Source organism: Streptomyces pseudogriseolus (assembly GCA_002154585.1).
GTDB classification, from domain to species: Bacteria; Actinomycetota; Actinomycetes; order Streptomycetales; family Streptomycetaceae; genus Streptomyces; species Streptomyces pseudogriseolus.
Genome location: MUNG01000095.1, coordinates 15227 through 38623, shown reverse-complemented (window position 1 = coordinate 38623; position 23397 = coordinate 15227). Strand labels below are relative to the sequence as shown.

Sequence of the window (23397 nt, the reverse complement as noted above, 5' to 3'; positions counted from 1 at the left end):
ATGTGATCACTACACCGGATCCGGCCCGGGGGTGCGCGCGAGGACGCGCTGCTCGGGGGAGTGTCGCCGCCGGCCGATCCGCGTCACGGGGCTCCCGGTCGCCAGAGGTGAACGACCGGGGCCTCGTTCTTTCGGCCGCCGTACCCGCTCAGCCGGCCCCCACCGGCTGCTCCGTGGTGGCGAGTCCTCTCAGACGCAGGCAGGTGCGGCCTGTGGCGATTCCCCGCCGGCCGATCTGGTCCTGTTCCACCGTATGTCGACCGGACGTCAAGCAGTCAATGCCGGAAAACCCCACTCATGGACGGAATCAGAGACATTATCCGGCTGGAGTTGACTTGAAATAGCCCCACGCCGGACCTCTCATTGGACTCACTCTTGTTCATTACCCCCACCCCCGCATAAAATTGGCCCTCCGACTTCTTCCACCGACGCAGAAGGCACACGCAATCATGCACCGCATCGTCTCCCAGGAAGCCGGGTGACCCTCATGCGTATCGCATCACCGAAACGAACTCTCGCGACAATCGCCTTGACCGTCGCCGCCTTGTCGTCCGCAGCACACTCGGCGGCGGCCGGTCCCGCCCCTTCGACGGCTGCCCCGGTCGAGTGGTCGGCGGCACACGGTTCGGCTGCCGCGTCCGGCATTCGGTGGACCGAACAGGACGGCATCCGGTCGGCCCTCGTCATAGAGGGCGAGCTGCGAAATACCGGCACCGGATGTTTCTCGGTGTGGGTCCGGTGGATCCATGACTTCTTCCCTTCGCCCTACACCAGACATGCCACCCAATGCGGGGATGAAATCGCTCCCGTGAACCTCCGACTGAGTCCTTATCTTCCGACGACCACCGGCCAGCTGAAGGTATGCCGAGGCGCCGAGGACACCACGGACTGCGGGCCGGCCATTTCCCTCACGACCTGGCCGATCAACGGCCCGTCGAGGGCTGCCTCCCACACGCAGTCGTCCTCGCGCTGAAATCTCGGGTGGGACGGCGGACCAGAGATCTGGAATGCTGCGCCCATCTGCGATCCCCCACTGAAAGACCCCCCACATGACACAGAAACTGTGGAAACGCCACGGCCTGGTGCTGGCCGCCGGAGCCGCGTGCATCCTCGTCAACGGCCAGGGCGTCGGGCCGCTCTGGCTCGTCGGGCTCGCCCTGCTGGTGACAGGTCTGCTGATGCGGACGGCGATGACGCGTGCCCAGCGCCCGACGGGTGAGGAAGCCCCGCCCCTGGCACTGGACATCCCCGTGAACGGCCGCTGGATGGCCCGGAACGGGCCCGCCACCAAGGTGCCCAGCCACACGCACAACCTCGCGCAGACGTACGCGATCGACCTGGCCCGCCGCCCGGCGCCCGAGCCCGTGTGGCTGTGGCCGCCGACACGGCGCCCCGAGTCCTACCCGTCCTTCGGTGAACCACTGCTCGCCCCGGCGGACGGCCAGGTGGTCGCCGCCACGGACAGCCAGCGTGACCACCTGACACGTACGTCCCTGGCCGGCCTGCTCTACGTGCTGCCGGAGGGCTTCATACGCTCCCTCGGCCTTCCGCGTCACCTGCTCGGCAACCACGTGATCCTCGACCTGGGCAACGGAGCGTACGCCGTCTTCGCACACCTGCGACGCCACTCTTTGAGGGTCGCCGCCGGTGAGCGGGTGACGGCCGGTCAGCAACTCGCCGAGTGCGGGAACTCGGGCAACTCCTCCGAGCCCCACCTGCACTTCCAGCTCATGGACAGCCCTGACATCACCTCTGCCCGCGGCCTGCGTTTCACCTGGCGGTACCAGGACGACGACGGTCACGAGCGGGAAGGTGTGCCCGCCGACAACACCTGTTTCGCCCCCGTCCGGACCGTCGCCGACCCGTCGGACCCCTACGCCGCGTCATAGCCGGGATCGAGGGCGAAGCGGACCGACCGGACACGGCCGTCCGGGGCGAACTCGCCGAAGGCGAAGACCTCCTGCGGACGCTCCGGGTTCCCGTCCCTGCTGGTGGTGTAACGCGCCGCGAAGCGGTTGCCCTCCCGAAGCGTCTCGTGCACCTCCACCGGATAGGTGTGGCCCAGCTTGCGTCCCTCCTCCAGCGCCTTCAGGACGCCCGAGCGCTGCATCACCTTCCGCCCGACCTGATGCAGCGCGTCAGGGGTGTGGAAACGGTCATGAGCCTCCGCGACCGGGACCGTCACGTCGTACCCGGCCGCATAGTAGGTCCGCAGATAGTGCGCCGGGTCCTGGGCGGGCGTCGGTTCCTCCCCCTCGGCGGGCGGCGACGCGGGCGAGGTACCGGGCGCAGGGCGGGCCGCACTGTCGAACGGCTCGTCCCGCTCCCGTCCCGACCAGCCAGGCCGGGTGACGGAGAAGGCAGTCGTGCGGGCCACCCGGCCGTCCTCGGCCAGTTCGGCGAAGACCGCCGCCTCCGTGGCCGACTGGATCTTCCCCAGCATGGGCGTGCTGATCGTGTACCGGGCGGCGGCGCGGCGTCCTTCCACCGTCACTTCGTGGATGTACAGCTCGTACGGGGCGCCGAGGGAACGCCGGGAGCGAAGGCTGCCCAGGATCTTGTCACGGTCCCACACCCGGCCGTTGACCCGGTGTGTACCGTCGGGCAGGTGATAGCGGTCCCAGACCTCCGCGACCGGGTCGCCGCCGTCGATGGCATCGGCGTGGTAGGCACGCAGATACCCGGCGAAGTCCGCGGCTGCGGTGGGGCGATGACTGACACTCATGACGCTCTCCGGCCTTCCTCTGTGGGGGTCGAACTGTTCTCTGTGGGGGTCGGTCCACCGCCGGGCTCCAGTCGCGGCGCGGCCGTGATGTGGAACTCCCGGCGGAGGGCTGCCAGCGCGGCGAGGTGACCGCACATGCCGTGCACGCTCGGGCCGGGAGGCGTCGACGCCGAGCACAGGTATACGCCGGGCAGCGGTGTGCGGTACGGATTCCAGGCGGGCGTGGGCCGGAACACGGACTGCGTGAGGGTGATGGCTCCGGCGCCGATGTCCCCGCCGGGATAGTTCGGGTTGTGACTCTCGTACGCGGACGCCGGCACGCCGCGCGCCGCGACGACCGTGTCGGTGAAACCGGGGGCGTACCGCTCGATCCGGCGCGTGATCAGCGGCACCGGATCCCGGGTGTCGCCGTTCGGGACATGCGCGTAGGCCCATATCGGGCGGCGCCCTCCGACGGCCCGGCCGGGATCGGTCACGGCCGGGTCCACCAGCAGGACGAAGGGCTCCTCCGTGGCCAGGCCCCGGGCGGCGGCGTTCTCCGCCGCGAGGATGTCGGCACGGGTACCGCCGATGTGCACGGTCCCGGCCCGGCCCACCTCCGGATCGGCCCACGGGACGGGCTCACTGACCAGGAAGTCAGCCTTCGCCGCGCCCGGACCGTAACGGAAGCGTTCCAACGCCCGGCGGTACCGGGGCGGCAACCGTTCGCCGGCCAGGGCCAGCAGGCCGCGCGGCGTGGTGTCCAGCATGATCACCTGAGCGTCCAGCTCCGCCAGGTCGGTGATCCGTCGGCCGGTGTGCACAACGCCCCCGTGTGCCGTCAGGTCGTCGGCCAGGGCCTCGGCGATGCGGTGGCTGCCGCCCTCTGGCAGCGGCCAGCCGGACGCATGAGCGAGATGACCCAGCAACATCGCGATGGCACCGGCCGGCAGACTGGGCAGCCGGCCCACCGCGTGCGCTGCGACTCCCGTCAGCAACGCGCGGGCGGCCTCGGTGCGCAGCCCGTTGCCCCGCAGGAGTTGGCCCAGCACCCGCGGGCCCAGGTGCAGCGGCGCAACGGGGTCGGCCGGCAGGGACCGCTGGCCGGAGAGCAGGAAGTCGGTCACGCCCGAGCTGTGCCTCACCAGCGGCGCCATCAACCGGTACCAGCGCTGCCCGTCCGGGCCCAGGCGGTCACGCGTCTGAGCGAGGTCGCGGTACGCGAACGCGGCGACACCACCGTCCAGCGGGTGTGCGTACGGAATGGGCGGCTGCAGCAGCCGCACGCCCCGGGCCTCCAGGTCGAACGCGCGGAAGAACGCGGAGGCGGCCGCCATCGGGTGGACGGCGGCGCAGAGGTCGTGCCGTACCTCGGAGTCGAACAGGGCTTCGCCGCGCAGGCCGCCGCCCATGGCGGGGGCCTGCTCGTGGATCTCCACGGTCAGCCCGGCGCGTGCCATGGTGACGGCGGCGGCCAGACCGTTGGGGCCACTGCCCACGATCGCCACGTCGACCCGTGTCATGTCAACACGTCCTCGGTCGCGAACTGCCCACTGGCGAGCCGCCGGTAGACCTCGTCCGATTCCATGAGCTCGCGGTGGGTGCCGGTCGCCCGCACCCGTCCTCCCTCCATGACGATGATGCGGTCGGCCTGCACGATGGTGGACAGCCGGTGCGCGATGGCAAGCACAGCGCAGTCACGACTGGCCTCCGTGATCGCGTCACGCAGCGCCGCCTCGGTGTCGCTGTCGAGGTGGGCGGTGACCTCGTCGAGCAGGATCAGCTGCGGACGCTGCAGCAACGTCCGTGCGATGGCGAGCCGCTGCCGCTGGCCGCCCGACAGACCGGCGCCGCGCTCACCCAGCTCGGTGTCGAGGCCGTCGGGCAACGCGGCGACGAAGTCCTCCAGGCTGGCGAGCCGCAACGCGCGAGCGACGTCGGTCTCGTCGGCGTCCGGATTCGCGTACGTCAGGTTCTCGCGAATCGTGCCGCGCAGCAGCGGTGCGTCCTGCTCCACATAGCCGACCAGCGAGCGCAGCTGGGCGAGCGGGAGGGCGTCGATGTCGTGGCCCGTGACCCGGATGGTGCCCGTGTCCGGCCGGTGGAAGCCCTCGATGAGCTGGAACGTCGTCGTCTTGCCCGTCCCGGAGGCACCGACGATCGCGGTGAGGCCGCGACGTGGCACGGTGAACGAGACGTCCCTCAGGACCGGAGCGTTCTCGTGGTAGGCGAAGCCGACGTTCTCGAAGCTGACCGCCGGCGCCGATTCCACGGGCGACACGTGCTTCCGCCGTTCCGGCGGCCGCCCGTCCTCCTCCTGCCCTTCCTGCGGGATCGTCCCCAGCTCCGTCACGCGCTGGATGGCCGCGCGCCCCTGCTGGATCTGGGCGATCGACATGAAGAGCATCACCAGCGGCGCCACCAGGTAGAAGAGGTACATCACGAACGCCGTGAGGTCGGCGGGTGTGAGCGATCCGGTGGCCACCCGGGCCATGCCCCAGGTGATGACGACGGCGAGCGAGAGCTGCGTGCCGACGTTCATCATCGGGGTGAGCAGCGAACTGAATCCGGTGACCCGGATCCCACTGCGCCGGGCACGGTCGGCCAGCCGTGTCAGCTCCTCGGTTTCCCGCCCCTCGGCACGGGACGCCTTGACCGTGGTGATCGCACCGAGCACCCGTTGCAGACCCGAGCCGAACGCACCGATGTTCTGCCGGTTCCGCAGCGCGGCGAGCCGGACCTGGCGGGCCAGCAGCAGCGCCGTGACGCTGGCCAGCCCCAGGCAGCCGAGCGTGGTGAGCAGCAGCTTCCAGTCGAGACCGGCCATCAGCACGATGCCGCCGACCACCATGAACACGGACGTCACCACCTGCGCCAGGGCCTGGGCGATGATCAGGCAGGCGATGGAGGTGTCGGACACCGTGCGCGAGAAGACGTCACCGTGCTCCAAGCGCGAGAAATGCGGTATCTGGCTGCGCAGCAGACGGCCGCCGAGGATGCTCCGGGCCTCGAACACGATGTTCTCGCCCGCCCTGCCGATGGCATAGGCGTGGCCGGCGCTCAGCGCCGCGTCGGCGAGGAAGAACAGCGCGATGAACGTGACGGGCCAGACGATCGGTTCGTCCAGGGCCACGGCCTCGATCAGCCGGCCCAGCATCCAGGGTTGGGCGAGGGTGGCCGCCGCGCCGAGCAGGCCCATGCCGATGCCGGCGATCAGCAGGGCCCGATGGCGGAGGACTATCTCCCGGAGGTTCATGCCGGCTTGGTGTAGGTGGCGACGAACAGTCCGGCCGCGGGGGTGTACGCGGTCCGCCGCCAGTCACTGTAGTGACCCTCGGTCCGCAACCCTGCGTCCTGTGCGTAGCCGTCCACCTCTTCGGGCGTGAGGAGGCGGGCGACCTCGGTGCCGATGCGGTGTGTGCCGTCGGCCTCGAACCACACGGTGGACACCTGCCAGATCCGGTTGTCCATCAGAAGCGTGGCGTGCATCTGGATGCCGGTGTTCGGCTCCGGATAGGGCACGAACATCGTGGTGCGCGTCAGCCCTTCGTGCTGAGCCACGACTCCCGGGCGGTTGTGGGTCTCCACCACCAGCCGGCCGCCGGGCCGGAGGTGTTCGGCCGCGCGGGCGATGGCTTCGCGCTGTCCTGCGGGGTCGATGATCAGGGCGAGTGTGGAGCAGACGCAGTAGACGAGACCGTACTGCCGGTCACCACGATAGGTGCGGATGTCGCCGAGCTCGGCGATCACCTGCCCGTCCTCGGCCCGCTTCTCCAGGGCGCTGAGCATCTCCTGCGAGGAGTCCACGCCGTGGACCGGGCCGACGCGATGCGACAGGGGAAGTGCGACCCGGCCTGTCCCGACGCCGAACTCCAAAGTGCCCTGGGCAGGGTCGGGATGGAGCTCGGCCAGAGCCTCCACGGTCATCCGTGTGGACACGTCGTCCTGGAAGATGCGGTCGTACCAGCCCTCGAACTGTTTGCCGTAGCCAATGTCCGCGACGGTCATCGGTTCTCCGTTTCTTCTGAAGTGAGGACACTCCCGTAACGGGAGCAGTCGGTCTCAGGCGGCCCGCAGAAAGACCGGTGGCGCCGGGTTCATCGCCTGATAGGTGGAAACGTAGAGAACCTCGGGATCCTCATTCTCGTCGTGACCCGCGGCACGGACCACGGCGAACTGGAACCCTCGGACATCAGTCACGTTCGGGGCGTCCCTGATCTGCCTCCTGATGAATTCGGAGAGAACCCGGAAGGGCGGAGTGCCGGTCGGGTCACTTCCCTTGGCGATGTTCTTGATGATGGCGGTGCAGATGTCGAACACCGCCTTTTCCGTCCGGCGCGAAGAGAACCAGAACGCCTGGGACATCTTGCGGTTCTGGATCAGGTCGAGTTCGATCCACGGCGAAGTCGTACGATTTTCGTCGAGGGTGCGGTAAAGATAGTGGTAGTCGTGCGTCGCGGGGTTCGGCGCGAAGAACTTCCAGTTCGGCACGAGGGAGAAGAGGTCCTTCTCCCGTGCGCGCTCGAAAGCCGGATTCGGGTGCTGCGCGGCCAGGGTCGTGACCAGCAAGGCGGCGCCCGCGAGACGCGTCACCGCGCCGGGGCCGGTGAGTGCTTCCCTGAGGTGTGCGGTGATGTTCACTTCTCCTCCCCGGCCTTGTCCGTGAGCTCCTCGGCGGGGGCCGCCGCGTTCCGCGCGCAGTGCTGGTCCACGAAGGCCGCGATCAGGTCCGCCGCGGTCCGGGCGTGACGGGCGTCGGTCAGGATGGTGTCGTGACCGGCACGCTCCACGACGGTGACGTCACCGTGCCGGCCCGCGGCCTGGTGGGTGCGGACGAGGTCGTTGTACATCAGCAGCTGTTCGGGGTCCATGTCCACGGTCACCTGCGCGGCGACGACCAGGCCCGGTGCCGGTACCGGGGTCAGGCTTTCGTCGAAGGAGTGGAACTCCTCCCTGACCACCTCCCACTCCCGCGCTGCCGCACTCCACAGCCGTGCGTCGGTGTAGAGGGCGAAGACCTTCTGGCGATAGGCGTACGGCAGGTCGTCCACCCAACGGGGGCGCGACATCAGCGCACCGCTGCCCAGCTTGGTCCAGCGCGCCATCTCCGTCAGGGAGTAAGTGAACATCTCACTGCCCTTCCGCTGCTTCTCCGACCGCACGAGCTGCCCTGGGTGAGTGGGGTCGAGGTAGACGACGCCCGCCACCCGCTCACCGAGCTGCGCCACCGCTCGCCGGTTGAGGTCCGCGCCCAGGGAGTGCCCGACCAGGACCACCTTGCGGTCCTCGGGAAGTGCCTGACGGATCAGGTCCTCCAGGTCGTCCACGGACTCCTGGATGGTGTACGGAGCCTGCTTCATCCGGCGGCTCGGCCCGTAGCCCGCGCGGGCGTACGTCACCACGGGGTGTCCCAGGTCGAACGCCAGCCGCTCGACCATCCACGCGAAGTGTTCAGGAGTCGAGGCGAGGCCGTGGTTGAACACGAGGACCGGGCGGTGATGGACGCCCTGGCCTCCGGTGTCGTAGAAGAGGACGTTGCCGTGACGGGTGGTGACGGTCCGCGAGTTCGGCCAGCCCGCCACAGCCCGTGCGCGCCGCTGGGTCGCCAGCACACCCGCGCCGGCGACACCGCCGGCCAGCAGCACCAGAGCGGTCTTGACCATTCGGTCGTCCCGCCCGGCGACCTCGGGAAACGTCCGAGGCGCTGTCGTGTAGGCGATCATCGGATGCATGGCGGGAAACGCGGTCATGAACCGGCCCAGCCCCATGACGAACGCGTTGGCGACATGGAAACCGGCGGCGGATCCGATGAACGGTCGCGTCAGCTTCCCGCCTGCCAGATAGACGACGGGGAAAAGGCACTCCATCGCCAGCACGGCATGCTGCGTCACCTTGCTGGCCCGCGGATAACGCTGCGTCAGCCTGTACGCGCGCTCGAAACCGTAGGTGCGCGTCCGCATCACGCCGGGGAGCGCCGAACCGTCACGCCACTTCGTTCCCGCCAGCTTCGCCCACCCGGAGGCCGCGTAGGACATGTTGGCCTGAAGCGCCAGGTACCACATCAAGGCATCGCTGACCTGCGGACTCTTCGAGAGACGAGCGAGCCCGGTGACCGTCTGCACCTGCGTGGCGACCTGGTCCGAACCGTCGGTGCCGTAGCGGTGGCGTGCCTGCAGAAGGGTGGTCGTGGCGGCGAGGTAGAGATTGCCCGCCGCCCGCCATTTGCTGTTGCCGGGCAGCAGCATTCCCAGGCTGCAGGCGACGCGTGTGCCGTGCAGAGCCAGTGTGGTCCGCCTGCCGCTCACCGCGTTGGTGAGTTTCTGAATCGCCGGGATCTTGCTCTCCGGCGTCTGCTTCATGATCTCCCAGTCGTTGAGACCGCCCGGCGCCAGGTTCCGATGCTGGTGCAGGTACTCGAGGGAGGAAGAAAGACTGGAGAGGGCCGCGAGGCGTTCGGATATCCCTATCGCGCGGTCGCGGGAGATCGGAATGGGCGAGAAAAGCGAAGATGTAAGTCTCTTGATTCGCATCATGCCGAATTTTTCCTCTGGGTTGAACCTGTCGAGGGTAGGCTTGACAAACTGTCGGGCCGCGATTCCGCCGCGGCCCGACAGCCTGTCGTTTCCCGGAAGCTGGGTCCGGGCCGGCCCTCTCAGAAGCCCGCCGGGCTCCTCAGCAGGTGATGCTCGGTCGGGTTGGCCCGATCAGTCGTTGGCGCCTGCCTCGTACGCCTGCACCGTGACCCAGGCAGCACCGGCGCCGCCGGCGAAGCCCACGCCGAACGCGACCAGCGTCGGGGTGGCCTGGACGGGCGCCATCGCGCCGAACTCGCCCTGGCTGTCGTCCGTCAGATCCGTCGGGGTGACGGCGACGACACTGTCTACGATCCTGCTCATGCTTTCTCCTTCGTGATTGATCGTGGTGAGGAGGTCAGCCGACGACGCGGCCGGTGACGTAGGCGCCCACGACGGCGGCCGCACCGGCGGCCGCACCGCCGACGTACCAGCAGGTGGCGACGGCGGCAGCGGGGGTGGCCAGGACCGGCATCGGGGCGTCGTCCCGGTAGCCCTGCTCCAGCGAACCGAGGTCCTGCTCGTTCATGAACGCGGCGATCTTCTGTTCCATCGCTTTGTCTCCCGTCTCTCCAGTGCGTTTCAACGCATTCCGATTCTGCGGGTGGTACTGCCGGCCCGGAAAACACGGACCGACCATGCCTGACGCGAAACGTCAGACAAGTCTGTGAGTGGGATTGCACGGGCGCGCGCTTGCGCGTCTCGACCTGTCCGGTCGAGCGCTACGCGCGTCACACCGGACGTCGATGAAGCACCCCGGGGGTGCCCGGCATGTGTATGGGTGACCTCTCGGCCGGCAGGTCTAGAAGAGAAGACACGCCAGATGGCCGGACGACGCGATTCCGCACGCGTTTCCCTTGTCAAGGGAACCGCTGGACGCATCACGGAAACAGATACCCGTACTCCGAATCGACCTCACGGTCATTTCCCCCATTGTGGTCACGTGTCTCACACGACTTCCGGCCGCATCGGCGACCGACGGGCCCGTGATGGTCAACCACCAGCCCTTGTCGACTCTTGAGCAGTACGACAGACCGAACACCCAGGGATGCGGCGATCAAGCGCCCACCTGCGACTTCCGGCAGGAAAGCCGCTGCACTTCCCGAAGGCAACGCCACAGTAGCGACTACCGGTCATAGACAACAGGTATGTAGCCGTCCTGGCCGAAAATCGAGCCCTGGCGGATGGCGGCTGGTGTGGTGCGGGCACGGTGATCGACCTGCGATTTGCTTTACGACACCTACGCGGCACGAGTAATGGCCAGGCAACGGAGTGGCCGATTCCGCCCCATGGGCAACCCATGGAACCCCCTATTCCGTTTGTGTCGGCACCCCCGCCGAGCTGCTGTTGCCCTCCCCGGATCCACCATCGGTCCGCCCACGCGGAGGGGAGCCACACAGGTTCGACGCGAACACCACAGGAATCACCCGAGCATCACCAAAGATTCACGAACAGGAATGCCGCCGGACTCGCCGGCAGGGAGCCGAGCCGACACGACTCCAGGACGCCGACCGAGAGGAGCGGGGAGAGGGCCGAGGCAGAGGCGCCCGCCGGCCGCAGGGGGCTCGGACGGTGTGTCGCGTCGTGCCTCGAACAGCAGAAAACCCCAGGGGCAGAATGATCTGGCCTGGGGTTCCAGTGGAGCCGCCTTCGGGATTCGAACCCGAGACCTACGCATTACGAGTGCGTTGCTCTGGCCATCTGAGCTAAGGCGGCGCGCTGTGTGCACCATGGTGCGATCAGCGACGTCGGTAAGTCTACACAGTTTCCGGGGGTGCTTCGTACCGCCCCCGGAGGCGGGGCGGGGCCGTCGCCTCCGGGGGCGGCCGTACCCGCTACGAGCAGCGCTTTCCGTCCGCCGGCGGGGTGCCCTTCAGCAGGTACGTGTTGATCGCCGCGTCGACGCAGGCGCTGCCGCGGCCGTACGCGGTGTGGCCGTCGCCGTCGTAGGTGAGGAGGCGGGCCGAGGAGAGCTGGGCGGCCAGGCCCTTCGCCCAGCGGTACGGGGTCGCCGGGTCCCGGGTGGTGCCGACGACCACGATCGGCGCCGCGCCCTTCGCCTCGATGCGCTGCGCCTCGCCCGTGGCCCGCACCGGCCAGTACGCGCAGTTCAGCGCGGCCCAGGCGAGGCCCTCGCCGAACACCGGGGAGGCCTTCTCGAAGTCGGGGAGCGCCGCGCGCACATCGTCCGGGGACTCGAAGGCGGGCGGCAGGTCGAGGCAGTTGACGGCCGCGTTGGCCGACATCAGGTTGCTGTACGCGCCGCCCGCGTCCCGCTCGTAGTAGCTGTCGGAGAGGACGAGCAGCCCCGCGCCGTCGCTCTCCTTCATCGCCGACGTCAGCGCCTCGCGCAGCCGCTGCCAGGCCGCCTCGTCGTACATCGCGGCGATCACGCCCATCGTCGCCAGCGACTCGGTCAGCTCACGGCCGTCGGCGTCGCCCGCGGACATCGGGCGCGCGTCGAGCTTCTCGAAGAACGCCGTCAGGTTCTCGCCGGCCTTCTCCGGGCTCGTGCCCTTGCCGCCCAGGGGGCAGTCGCCGCGCCGCACGCAGTCCTCCGCGAACGCCGTGAACGCCGTGGCGAAGCCCTCCGTCTGCTCCAGGTTGAGCCGCCGCGCGCTCAGCGACGGATCCATCGCGCCGTCCAGCACCAGCCGCCCGGTCCGCTCCGGGAACAACCCCGCGTACGTCGCGCCCAGCAGCGTGCCGTACGAGGCGCCGACGTACGTCAGCTTCTCGTCGCCGAGCACCGCGCGCACGATGTCCATGTCCCGGGCCGTCTCCACGGTCGACACATGGCGCAGCAGCTCCGGCTTCTTCGCCCCGCACGCCTCGGCGAACGTCCGGTACGCCGAGACCAGCGCCTCGGTCTCCTTCTCGTCGTCCGGCGTGATGTCGGTGCGGGTGTACGCGTCCATCGCGGGCCCGTTCAGGCACTCGACGGGCTCGCTGCGGGCGACGCCGCGCGGGTCGACGGCCACCATGTCGTAGCGGGCGCGCACCTCGGCCGGGTAGCCGATGCCCGCGTACATCTGGAGGTAGCCGACCGCCGAGCCGCCCGGGCCGCCGGGGTTGACCAGCAGGGAACCCAGCCGCTTGCCGGGACCGGTGGCCTTCTTGCGGGCGACGGCGAGGCGGACGTCCCCGGCGGACGGTTCGGCGTAGTCGAGCGGGGCCTTGACCGTGGCGCACTGGAAGCCGGGGACGCCGCAGTCGCGCCACGCCGGTTCCTGTGCGTAGTACGGGGCGAGGGCCGCGGGGGTCGAGCCGGGCAGCGGGGCGAGCGCGGCGGCCGCTCCCGCCACCGGCGAACCGGCCCTGCTGGTGGTCGGGGTCCCGGAGGAGCAGCCCGCCAGCAGCAGCGCGGCCGAGGCGATCAGGGCGGCTGCGGTACGGGTCCTGCGTGGGGTGCGCCGTGTGTGCATACCGCGAGCGTAACGCTGAGCGACCATGCGGACGCTCTGCGCACACGCCGTGCCCCGGACGAGTGACGAGCACTTCTCCGGTGCGGCCCGTTCAGCCCGCTCTGAGCGCCATCGTCATCGCCTCCACCGCCAGCAACGGCGCCACGTTGCGGTCCAGGGCCTCGCCGCAGGCCGCGATCGCCTCGATCCGGCGCAGCGTGGACTCGGGGGTGCTGCCGCGGGCCAGGCGCTCCAGCGCGTCCTCGGCGTCGGTGTTGGCGAGGGCGATGCGGGAGCCGAGCTGGAGGGCGAGGACGTCGCGGTAGAAGCTGGTGAGGTCGGCCAGGGCGACGTCGAGACTGTCGCGCTGGGTGCGCGTCCTGCGCCGCTTCTGCATGTCCTCCAGGTCTTTGACCGCGCCCGCCGTGCCGCGCGGGAGACGGCCGCCCTGGGCCGCGCCCAGCGCCGCCTTCAGGTCCTCGGTCTCCTTGCCGTCCATCTCCTCGGCGAGCTGCTTGGCGTCCTCGGCGGCCGCGTCGACCAGTTCCTGGGCGGCTCTCAGCGCCCCGCCGACGTCCTCGACGCGCAGCGGCAGCTTGAGCACGGCGGCGCGGCGGGCGCGCGCTGCCGGGTCGGTGGCCAGACGGCGGGCCCGGTCGACGTGGCCCTGGGTGGCGCGGGCGACGGCGGCGGCGACGTCCGGTTCGATGCCCTCGCGGCGGACGAGCATGTCGGCGACAGCCTCCACCGACGGCGTGCTCAGGACGAGGTGACGGCAGCGGGAGCGGATCGTCGGCAGGACGTCCTCGACGGACGGGGCGCACAGCAGCCAGACCGTGCGGGGGGCGGGCTCCTCGACGGCCTTGAGGACGGCGTTGGCGGACTTCTCGTTGAGCCGCTCGGCGTCCTCGACGAGGATCACCTGCCAGCGGCCGTTCGCCGGGGCGGTGAACGACTTGCGGACCGTGTCGCGCATGTCCTTGACCAGGATCTCCGCGCCGACCGCGGCCACCGTGGAGACGTCGGCGTGGGTGCCGACGAGCGCGGTGTGGCAGCCGTCGCAGAAGCCGCAGCCGGGGACGCCGCCCAGGGCCCGGTCGGGGCTGACGCACTGGAGCGCGGCGGCGAAGGCGCGCGCCGCCTGGTTGCGGCCCGCGCCGGGCGGGCCCGTGAACAGCCACGCGTGCGTCATGCGCGACGCCTCGGGCGGGGGCGCGTCGCTCGCCGCGGCGGTGACGAACGCGTCGGCGTCCCGGGCGGCGGCGGCGAGCTGCTCGCTCACCCGCTCCTGCCCGACCAGGTCGTCCCACACGGTCATGGGTCAGCCCGCCCTTCCGTCGTATCCGTCGGTCGCGTCCGTCGCGTCAGTTGTATCCGTCGCATCCGTGCCGCGCCGGATCCATTGTGCGGGTCCGCACCGACACGCCTGTCCCCGCACCCCGAACACAGCGGTGCCGGGCGTACCCGCGGGCACGCCCGGCACCGTACAGCCGCGTCTCAGCGCCGGCGCCACCGTCCGCCGCCGCGGCCCTCGTCGTCGCCGTGGTCGCCGTGGTCGCCGTGGTCGCCGTGCGGGCCGAGCAGTTCGTCGGCCAGCGACGGCAGGTCGTCCAGCGGGGTCTCCTCCGCCCAGTCGGGGCGCTCCCGGCGGCGCGGGGCGCTCTCGGGGTCGACCTGCGGCAGCTCACGCGTACGGTCGTCGGGCCCTTCCGGGCCGCCCGCGGGACCGGGCTCGCCCCCGCGCACCGGCGGCAGCACCGCCGTCTCGTCGGCCGCGCCCGGCACGACGGGCGGCAGGACCGCCGTCTCGTCCGCCGCGCCCGGCACCTGCGGCCGGGGCAGCTCGGTCGTCACCTCGGCGTCGGCGGGCGCCGGCCGGCCGGAGTCCCGCGCGCCGTCCTCGTCGCGCACGCGCTCATCCCGTACGCGCGGCAGGACGGCCGTCTCGTCCACCGGGCCGCCCGTCGCGTTCGTCGGCGTCACCACCGGCGTCGGCACGGTCACCGCCTCGTCGGCGTCCTGGCGCGCGGCGGGCGGGGCCGGGGGGTCGGACGGGGTCGTCGTGGTGCGCGGTCCCGCCTCCGCCGCGGCCGCCGCGCGCTCGGCGAGCTGCCGGGCCTGCTCCGCACGCAGCAGGGCCTCCTCCGCCTGGCGCTGCTTCTCCAGGCGCTGCGCCTCGGCCTCGGCGCGCAGCCGCGCCTCCTCCTCCGCCTGCTTGCGGCGGCGCTCCTCCTCGGCCTTGCGGCGCGCCTCCTCCTCGGCGCGCGCCTTCTCCTCGGCGAGCAGCCGCTGACGCTCCTCCTCGGCGCGGCGGCGGGCCTCCTCGGCGCGCAGCCGGGCCTCCTCCGCCTGGCGCTCGGCCTCGCGGCGCTGCGCCTCCTCCAGTTCGCGCCGCTTGCGCTCCTCCTCCTCGGCGCGCAGCTTGGCGAGCTGCTCCTGGCGCTCCCGCTCCAGGCGCTCCTCCTCGGCCTTGCGGGCCGCCTCCTCCTCCGCCTTGCGGCGGGCCTCCTCCTCGGCCTTGCGGCGCGCCTCCTCGCGGGCGGCGATCTCGGCCTCGGACAGCGGCAGGACGCGGTCGAGCCGGTGCCGGATCACCGTGGTGACGGCCTCCGGCTCCTGGCCGGCGTCGACCACCAGGTAGCGGCCGGGGTCGGCGGCGGCCAGGGTGAGGAAACCGGAGCGCACGCGCGCGTGGAACTCCGCGGGCTCGGACTCCAGCCGGTCCGGCGCCTCGGTGAACCGCTCGCGCGCCGTCTCCGGCGCCACGTCGAGCAGCACCGTCAGGTTGGGCACGAGTCCGGCGGTGGCCCAGCGGTTGATCCGGGCGATCTCGGTCGGCGACAGGTCCCGTCCGGCGCCCTGGTAGGCGACGGAGGAGTCGATGTACCGGTCGCTGATGACCACCGCGCCGCGCTCCAGCGCCGGGCGCACCACGGTGTCCACGTGCTCGGCGCGGTCCGCCGCGTACAGCAGGGCCTCGGCGCGGTGCGACAGGCCGGCGCTGGAGACGTCGAGCAGGATCGAGCGCAGCCGCTTGCCGACCGGGGTCGCCCCCGGCTCGCGGGTGAGGACGACCTCGTGGCCCTTGGCGCGGATCCAGTCGGCGAGGGCCTCGGCCTGGGTGGACTTCCCCGCGCCGTCGCCGCCCTCCAGCGCGATGAAGAAGCCGGTGCCGGCGGGCGCGGGGGCGGGGTCGTCGCCGCCGAGCAGCGCGTCCCGCAGGTCCTGCCGCAGCGGCACGCCGGAGCGGTCGTCGACCTTGGCCAGCACCAGCGCGGCGACCGGCAGCAGCAGCGCGCCGACCAGCATGAGCGTGAAGGCGGCGCCACCGTGCGCGAAGACGAACTTGCCGTTCTCCAGGCGGTGCGGGCCGATCGCCGCCGCGACGACGGGGGCGACGACCGCGCCGAGCCCCACGTACACGCGCACCACGGCGTGCAGGTGGCCGGTGACCCGGGACCGGCGCTGCTCCTCGGTCTCCTGGTCGAGCAGGGCGTGCGCGATGTTGGCGGCCATGCCCGCGCCGGCGCCGGCCAGCGCGAGGATCAGCAGCACGCTGGTGACGTCCGGGACGAGTCCGGCGGCGAGCAGCGCGAGGCCCGTGAAGGCGAGGGTGAGGGCGAGCATCCGCCGCCGGGAGAGCGACGGCAGCAGGGCGGGCGCCGTGCGGATGCCGACGACCACGCCTCCGGTGAGCGCGCCCACCATCAGGCCGAACAGGACGGGCCCGCCGCCCAGGTCCTTGGCGTGCAGCACGGACACGGCGACGGCGGCCGCCACCGCGCCGGCCACGGACGCGCCCGCGAGCACCAGCAGCGGCAGCGCGCCGGTGCGGCCCTTGTCGGGTCCGGCGGCGTGCCGAGGGCGGCGCAGGCCCTCCAGCGGGGAGCGCGGACGCGGCGTGCGGGCGCCGGGCAGTTCGAGGAAGGTGACGACGGACAGCGACGCGGCGAACAGTCCGGCCGCGACGTACGAGGCGAGGGCGGCCTGGTGCTCGCCGAACCACTCGATGCCCGTGCCCAGCAGGTTGTTGCACAGGGCGGCGGCGACGAGCGTCAGGGCGGCGAGCGGTATCGCCACGAAGCCGGTGCGCAGCGACAGGCGGCGCAGGGCGTCCAGGTGGTCGGGCAGCGGCCGGATGCTGGCGCCCTCGGGCGGCGGCGCGGGCAGCAGTGCGGGCGCGGCACCTTCGCGGGACACCGTCCAGAAACGCTCGGCGACCCCGGCCACGAACGCGGTGACGAGGAGGAGCGCCAGGGCGTTGTCGGGCGTCCAGTCGATCCACAGCGGCGCGACGATCAGCAGGGCGGCGCGCAGTCCGTCCGCGCCGACCATGGTCCAGCGGCGGTCCAGCGGTCCGTCCTGCGAGGTGAGCGACGTGAGCGGGCCGAGGAGCACGGCGCCGAACAGCAGCGTCGCGAGGATCCGTACGCCGAAAACGGTCGCCACTGCGAACGCCGCCCCGCGGTACCCGCCGCCGAACGCCTGCTCGACGACCGAGGCCTGGAGGGCGAGGAGCACCAGCACGAGGAGGGCGAGGACGTCGCCGACCCCGCCCACGAGCTGTGCGCTCCACAACCGTTTCACCTGCGGTCGGCGCAGCAGGGCGCGGACGGCACGCTCGCGGGAGTCCGCGACAAGGGCGTCGTCGGGGGCCGGTGGGGAGGCCGTGGGCTGCTCGGCTCGCGTCATGCGTTCAGCCTATCGGCCCGCGGCGACACCCCGGGGCCGACGCGCCTGACATGCACACGTCCCGGCACAGAACCGTGCCGGGACGTTCGCATTCCGAACGCCGGCCGGTGCAGCCCGGCGTTCGCGGACGAGGGTCAGGGGACGAGGGTCAGGGGGACGAAGGTCACCGGACCGGTCAGTCCTCCGCGCCGTTCGCCGCGGCCGTCTTCTTGGCGGCGGTCTTCTTCGCCGTCGTCTTCTTGGCGGCCGTGGTCTTCTTCGCCGCGGCCGTCTTGGCCGCCGCCGTCTTCTTCGCCGGCGCCTTCTTGGCCGTCGCCTTCTTGGCGGTCTTCTTCGCCGTCTTCTTGGCGGGACCCTTGGCGCGCTTCTCCGCCAGCAGCTCGAATCCGCGCTCCGGCGTGATCGTCTCCACGCTGTCGCCCGAGCGCAGCGTCGCGTTGGTCTCGCCGTCGGTGACGTACGGGCCGAAGCGGCCGTCCTTCACCACGACCGGCTTCTCGCTCACCGGGTCGGTGCCCAGCTCCTTCAGCGGCGGCTTGGCCGCGGCCCGGCCGCGCTGCTTGGGCTGGGCATAGATCGCCAGCGCCTCCTCCAGCGTGATCGTGAAGAGCTGCTCCTCGGACTGCAGCGACCGCGAGTCCGTGCCCTTCTTCAGGTACGGGCCGTAGCGGCCGTTCTGCGCGGTGATCTCCTGGCCGTCGGCGTCCACGCCGACCACGCGCGGCAGCGACATCAGCTTCAGCGCGTCGTCGAGCGTCACCGTGTCCAGGGACATCGACTTGAAGAGCGAGGCGGTGCGCGGCTTGACCGCGTTCTTGCCGGTCTTCGGCGTGCCCTCGGGCAGGACCTCCGTGACGTAGGGGCCGTAGCGGCCGTCCTTGGCGACGATCGTGTGCCCGGTCGCCGGGTCGGTGCCCAGCTCGAAGTCGCCGCTCGGCTTGGCGAGCAGCTCCTCGGCCAGCTCGACGGTCAGCTCGTCGGGCGCCAGGTCGGCCGGGATGTCGGCGCGCTGGTGCTCCTCGGTGTCCTTCTCGCCGCGCTCGATGTACGGGCCGTAGCGCCCGACCCGCAGCACGATGCCGTTGCCCACCGGGAACGACGACACCTCGCGCGCGTCGATCGCGCCCAGGTCGGTCACCAGCTCCTTGAGGCCGCCGAGGTGGTCCCCGTCGCCGTTGCCCGCGTCGGCCGCGCCGCCGTTTCCGGCGCCCTCGCCCTCACCGAAGTAGAAGCGCTTCAGCCACGGCACGGCGCGGGCCTCGCCGCGCGCGATGCGGTCGAGGTCGTCCTCCATCTTCGCCGTGAAGTCGTAGTCGACGAGCCGGCCGAAGTGCTTCTCCAGCAGGTTGACCACGGCGAAGGAGAGGAACGACGGCACCAGGGCCGTGCCCTTCTTGAACACGTAGCCGCGGTCGAGGATCGTGCCGATGATCGACGCGTACGTCGACGGGCGGCCGATCTCCCGCTCCTCCAGCTCCTTGACCAGCGACGCCTCGGTGTAGCGGGCCGGGGGCTTGGTGGCGTGCCCGTCGACCGAGATCTCCTCGGCGCTCAGCGCGTCGCCCTCCGCGACCTGCGGCAGCCGGCGCTCGCGGTCGTCCAGCTCGGCGTTGGGGTCGTCGGCGCCCTCGACGTAGGCCTTGAGGAAGCCGTGGAAGGTGATCGTCTTGCCGGACGCGCTGAACTCGACGTCCCGGCCGTCGGCGGCCGTCCCGCCGATCTTCACCGTCACGCTGTTGCCGGTCGCGTCCTTCATCTGCGAGGCGACGGTCCGCTTCCAGATCAGCTCGTAGAGCTTGAACTGGTCGCCGGTGAGACCCGTCTCGGCGGGCGTGCGGAAACGGTCCCCCGAAGGACGGATCGCCTCGTGCGCCTCCTGCGCGTTCTTCACCTTGCCCGCGTAGGTGCGCGGCTGCGGCGGCAGGTAGTCCGCTCCGTACAGCTGCGTGACCTGGGCGCGGGCGGCGGCGACCGCCGTCTCGCTCAGGGTCGTCGAGTCCGTACGCATGTAAGTGATGTAGCCGTTCTCGTACAGCTTCTGCGCGACCTGCATCGTGGCCTTCGCGCCGAAGCCGAGCTTGCGGCTCGCCTCCTGCTGCAGCGTCGTCGTACGGAACGGCGCGTACGGCGAGCGGCGGTACGGCTTGGACTCGACCGAGCGGACCGCGAACCGCGCGTCCTCGAGGGCGGCGGCGAGCGCGCGGGCGTTCGCCTCGTCGAGGTGGAGGGTGTTGGCGCCCTTCAGCTGCCCCAGCGAGTCGAAGTCGCGGCCCTGCGCGACCCGGCGTCCGTCGACCGTCTGCAACCGCGCGACCAGTGTCGACGGGTCGCTCGGGTCACCGGCGCGGCCGGTGGAGAAGGTGCCGGTCAGGTCCCAGTACTCGGCGGAGCGGAACGCCATGCGCTCGCGCTCCCGCTCGACCACGAGCCGGGTCGCCACGGACTGGACGCGGCCGGCCGACAGCTTCGGCATGACCTTCTTCCACAGGACCGGCGAGACCTCGTAGCCGTAGAGGCGGTCGAGGATGCGGCGGGTCTCCTGGGCGTCCACCAGCTTCTGGTTGAGCTCGCGCGGGTTGGCCACGGCCTCCCGGATCGCGTCCTTGGTGATCTCGTGGAACACCATGCGCTTGACCGGGATCTTCGGCTTGAGCACTTCCTGGAGGTGCCACGCGATGGCCTCGCCCTCGCGGTCCTCATCGGTGGCGAGGAAGAGTTCGTCGGACTCCTTCAGCAGGTCCTTGAGCTTCTTGACCTGCGCCTTCTTGTCCGCGTTGACCACATAGATCGGCTGGAAGTCATGGTCGACGTCCACACCGAGGCGGCGCACCTCGCCGGTGTACTTCTCCGGAACCTCGGCGGCGCCGCTGGGAAGGTCGCGAATGTGCCCGACGCTCGCCTCGACGATGTAGCCGGGGCCGAGATAGCCCTTGATCGTCTTCGCCTTGGCAGGCGACTCGACGATGACGAGTCGGCGGCCGCCGTTCGCGGTCTCGCTGGTCGGGGACAACTTCGCTCTTCTCTCCGTCGACGCTCGGGCCTCCCCAGGCGCTTCTCCCCGGGGTCGGGTCATGGTGACGCTGCGGAGTGTGACGGTACATCCCGCCCCCGTGTCAAACGGGAAAAGCCCGCAACGGCCACTCGAACGGTAACCCGACTACCGCCGTTCCTGCCGCCCGGAGTGTCCAGACTCCGCCCGGCCTTATGCGGAGCGCGATCCTTCGCTTACCGGGGGCGTCCGGAACCCGACGGGTCTCAGAGGCGGGTGAAGCACCAGGCGCCGAGCGCCAGGGACATGGTCGCGACGGTCCCGGCGACCGTGGTCGATGCGACGCGGTTCACACCGAGGGCGACCGGGCGGTGCTGCCGCGCGCGGGTCACCGTCCAGGCCAGCAAAGCGGCACCGAACAGGCAGAACACCGTCCCCGCGTAGATCGCCGGCCCGCTCTCCATGACGCCCGCGCCCCCTCTCGTCCGTCCCAGCGCCGACTCCTGGGGACGCTGCCACGCCCGGGCGGCGAGAGAACGAACCAGAGGTGAACGAAGGGGCTCGGAAGGACGGCGAGGGGACACAAACGGGCCCGCCCGAGCCACGTACAAAAATCTTCGCGACTTGGGCGGGCGGCCCGCTGACTGCGGGCAATCGTGCCTCCCCCAGTGCCTTAAGGGCCTGGGAGGTACCCCCTCCGGGGGAGGCACTCGCAGGCGCCGAGCAACGCACCCACCCCCGGCCCAGCGCGGACGCCTCAGTCCACCGGATTCAGAAACCCCTGCTCCACCAACAACCGAATCTGAGCCGGCGTACGGTCACGCAACAGCACCGGATCCTCCCCCAGCAACTGCGCAATGGCATCCAGAATCCGCCCCGCGCTCATGCTCCCGTCGCACACCCCGGCGAACCCCGCCCCGATGGTGTCCACCTTGGTCGCCCGCCGCATCCCCCGGTTCTGCCGCAGCACGACATGCTCAGGATCCTCCGCCCCCGGCAGCCCGACCTGCTCCTGCACCACCTCGTCGGCCAGCGCGAAGCACGTCTCGAGCAGCGCCGCATCGTCATGCGCCCGCAGATGGTCCAGCCGCTCGAAGTGCGCCCGCACCGTGTCGCCGAGCGGCTGCTCCACCGGGTGCGGCCACTCCTCCACCGTGACCGACGGCACCGCCGCGTCCGACCGCCGCAGGTTGATCCACCCGAAGCCGACCGCCCTGACCTTCCGCGCCTCGAACTCGTCCAGCCACGCGTCGTACCGCGCCCGGTACTCCGCCTCGTCCCCGCGGTGGTCGCCCGCGTCCCGCAGCCACAGCTCGGCGTACTGCGTCACGTCCTGCACCTCGCGCTGCACGATCCACGCGTCGCAGCCGCGCGGCACCCAGGAGCGGAGCCGGTCCTGCCAGTCCTCCCCCGCCACGTGCTGCCAGTTGGCGAGGAACTGCGCGTAGCCGCCCGGGTTGAGCCGCGCCCCCGCCTGCTGGACGAGCGTGCGGCACAGGTCGTCCCCGCCCATCCCGCCGTCGCGGTAGGTGAGCCGCGCCCCGGGCGAGATGACGAACGGCGGGTTGGACACGATGAGGTCGTACGTCTCGTCGTCCCGCAGCGGGGTGAACAGCGACCCCTCGCGCACATCGGCGGCCGGGACCCCGGACAGCGCCAGGGTGAGCGCCGTGATGTGCAGGGCGCGCGGGTTGACGTCGGTGGCGGTCACGCGCGTGGCGTGCCGGGCGGCGTGCAGCGCCTGGATGCCGGACCCGGTGCCGACGTCGAGCGCCGACCCCACGGGCGTACGGACGGTGATGCCGGCCAGGGTGGTGGACGCGCCGCCGACGCCGAGCACCACGCCCGGGTCGCGGCTGCCGATGCCCCCGGCGCCGCCGACCGCGCACCCGAGGTCCGACACCACGAACCAGTCCTCGCCGTCGGACCCGCCGTACGGCCGCACGTCCACGGTCGCCGCGAGCGCGTCGCCGCCCGCACTCCGCAGCCACCCGCTCTCCAGGCACACGTCGACGGGCAGGACGGCGTCCAGGCCGGCGCGCGGGACCGGCTGCTGGAGCAGGAACAGCCGCACGAGCAGCTCCAGCGGGCTGTCCCCGCGGGTGGCGCGGAGCGCGGGGACGGTCTCGCTGCGGGCCAGCGCCGCGTACGCGGGGGCGCCGAGCAGGTCGAGCAGCCCGTCGGCGGTGAAGGAGGCGCCGAGCAGCGCCTCCCGCAGCCGGGCGGCGGCGTCGGTGCGGTCGGACGAGGGCAGGGGCGGCAGGCTGGCGTCACTCACGCCCTCCATTGTGGCCGCCACCCCCACCCGACGCGCACCCGCGCCCGCTGAGCCGCCGTCAGCAGCCGCGTGGGCGGCTTCACGCGCCGCCGTCAGCAGCCGCGCCGGGCGCCTCCGTGCGCCGCCGTCAGCTCTTGGTCGCGCCCGCCGACGCCGTGGCCGTCTGGCAGCTGGCCTGACGGGACATGGCCTCGCCGACCTCGCCCTCCTCCAGCGTGCTGAGGGCGTCGCTGCCGCTCTTGCTCAGCTTGTCCAGCTCGGCCGCGATGTCCTTCAGACCGTCGGCGAAGTCCGCCTGGTCCTTGGTGTTGAGGCCGTCGACCTGCTTCTTCAGGCTGGCGTAGGACGCGGAGATGCTGTTGAGCTCCTTCACGGCGTCCTGCTGCTTCTGCTCGCCGTTCTCGACGTCGGGCGCGCCGGCCTTGTTCACGGCCGCGCCGATCGCCCTGTAGGCGTCGGACATGTCCTGGAAGGCCTTCGAGTCGGCCTGCTGCACGGCCTGGGGCGTGCTGTTGTCCGAGGTCTCCTTCTGGATGGCGGTGTTGGCCGCCTTGATCTTGGCGGCCTGCGGCTGCACGGCGTCGCAGACCTCCTTCGCCCAGGCGTCCAGCTTCTCGTCGCTGTCGTCGCCGCCGCATCCCGTCAGCGCCAGTACCAGTACCGCACCGCCGGACAGTGCGGCCGCGAGCTTCTTGTTCACCGGATTGGTCCCTTCCATGGCCTTCGGCCCCGGAACATACACGCCGGATGGCCTACAC

Annotated in this window: 16 protein-coding genes and 1 tRNA gene; 1 reads left to right on the top strand and 16 read right to left on the bottom strand. The window is 71.3% G+C overall.

The window, feature by feature from the left end; translation table 11 throughout:
- Positions 1–1049 precede the first annotated feature (1049 nt).
- A complete protein-coding gene (locus tag CCN29_RS10180; RefSeq protein ID WP_086681150.1) occupies positions 1050–1889 on the top strand; it encodes a M23 family metallopeptidase in 840 nt (279 codons plus the stop codon).
- Here CCN29_RS10180 and CCN29_RS10175 read toward each other — a convergent pair.
- The 16 genes from CCN29_RS10175 to CCN29_RS10100 all read right to left on the bottom strand — a co-directional run bounded on the left by CCN29_RS10175 (position 1874) and on the right by CCN29_RS10100 (position 23357).
- Positions 1874–2725 carry a nuclear transport factor 2 family protein gene (locus CCN29_RS10175; RefSeq protein ID WP_006132586.1) on the bottom strand — a complete coding sequence of 284 codons (852 nt, stop codon included), beginning with the start codon at positions 2723–2725 and terminating at the stop codon, positions 1874–1876. The two genes, CCN29_RS10180 and CCN29_RS10175, sit on opposite strands and share 16 nt — an antisense overlap.
- The gene (locus CCN29_RS10170; protein ID WP_086681148.1) at positions 2722–4227 is read right to left on the bottom strand and encodes a phytoene desaturase family protein; all 1506 of its coding nucleotides are present in this window, start codon (positions 4225–4227) and stop codon (positions 2722–2724) included. The genes CCN29_RS10175 and CCN29_RS10170 overlap by 4 nt, the downstream gene beginning before the upstream one ends.
- On the bottom strand, positions 4224–5960 hold the full coding sequence (locus CCN29_RS10165; protein ID WP_086681146.1) for an ABC transporter ATP-binding protein: 1737 nt from the start codon (positions 5958–5960) through the stop codon (positions 4224–4226). The genes CCN29_RS10170 and CCN29_RS10165 overlap by 4 nt, the downstream gene beginning before the upstream one ends.
- Positions 5957–6712: a class I SAM-dependent methyltransferase gene (locus tag CCN29_RS10160; RefSeq protein ID WP_006132583.1), complete on the bottom strand. Its 756-nt coding sequence runs from the start codon at positions 6710–6712 to the stop codon at positions 5957–5959. The genes CCN29_RS10165 and CCN29_RS10160 overlap by 4 nt, the downstream gene beginning before the upstream one ends.
- A 54-nt stretch (positions 6713–6766) precedes the next feature.
- On the bottom strand, positions 6767–7345 hold the full coding sequence (locus tag CCN29_RS10155; RefSeq protein ID WP_086681144.1) for a hypothetical protein: 579 nt from the start codon (positions 7343–7345) through the stop codon (positions 6767–6769).
- A complete protein-coding gene (locus CCN29_RS10150; RefSeq protein ID WP_442538304.1) occupies positions 7342–9237 on the bottom strand; it encodes an alpha/beta fold hydrolase in 1896 nt (631 codons plus the stop codon). The genes CCN29_RS10155 and CCN29_RS10150 overlap by 4 nt, the downstream gene beginning before the upstream one ends.
- A gap of 171 nt (positions 9238–9408) precedes the next feature.
- The gene (locus CCN29_RS10145) at positions 9409–9600 is read right to left on the bottom strand and encodes a hypothetical protein (protein ID WP_006132580.1); all 192 of its coding nucleotides are present in this window, start codon (positions 9598–9600) and stop codon (positions 9409–9411) included.
- 34 nt (positions 9601–9634) lie between these two features.
- Positions 9635–9829 (bottom strand): hypothetical protein, encoded by a 195-nt coding sequence (locus CCN29_RS10140; RefSeq protein WP_006132579.1) that lies wholly within the window; start codon positions 9827–9829, stop codon positions 9635–9637.
- A gap of 1086 nt (positions 9830–10915) precedes the next feature.
- Positions 10916–10992: transfer RNA gene (locus CCN29_RS10135), tRNA-Thr, on the bottom strand.
- Positions 10993–11111: 119 nt separating this feature from the next.
- Positions 11112–12701 (bottom strand): alpha/beta hydrolase, encoded by a 1590-nt coding sequence (locus CCN29_RS10130; RefSeq protein WP_086681142.1) that lies wholly within the window; start codon positions 12699–12701, stop codon positions 11112–11114.
- A 91-nt stretch (positions 12702–12792) separates the two neighbouring features.
- Entirely contained in the window at positions 12793–13998 is a 1206-nt protein-coding gene (locus tag CCN29_RS10125) for a DNA polymerase III subunit delta' (protein WP_006132577.1), read from the bottom strand.
- 179 nt (positions 13999–14177) lie between these two features.
- Entirely contained in the window at positions 14178–17372 is a 3195-nt protein-coding gene (gene tmk / locus CCN29_RS10120; protein WP_031020071.1) for a dTMP kinase, read from the bottom strand.
- A gap of 175 nt (positions 17373–17547) precedes the next feature.
- Positions 17548–20382: a type I DNA topoisomerase gene (gene topA, locus CCN29_RS10115; protein WP_006132575.1), complete on the bottom strand. Its 2835-nt coding sequence runs from the start codon at positions 20380–20382 to the stop codon at positions 17548–17550.
- Between the two features lie 245 nt (positions 20383–20627).
- Complete coding sequence (locus tag CCN29_RS10110; protein WP_086681140.1) at positions 20628–20825, bottom strand: hypothetical protein; 198 nt, start codon at positions 20823–20825, stop codon at positions 20628–20630.
- 293 nt (positions 20826–21118) lie between these two features.
- Entirely contained in the window at positions 21119–22648 is a 1530-nt protein-coding gene (locus CCN29_RS10105) for a DUF7059 domain-containing protein (protein ID WP_442538303.1), read from the bottom strand.
- A gap of 118 nt (positions 22649–22766) precedes the next feature.
- Positions 22767–23357 carry a hypothetical protein gene (locus CCN29_RS10100; protein ID WP_031020062.1) on the bottom strand — a complete coding sequence of 197 codons (591 nt, stop codon included), beginning with the start codon at positions 23355–23357 and terminating at the stop codon, positions 22767–22769.
- Positions 23358–23397: the final 40 nt, after the last annotated feature.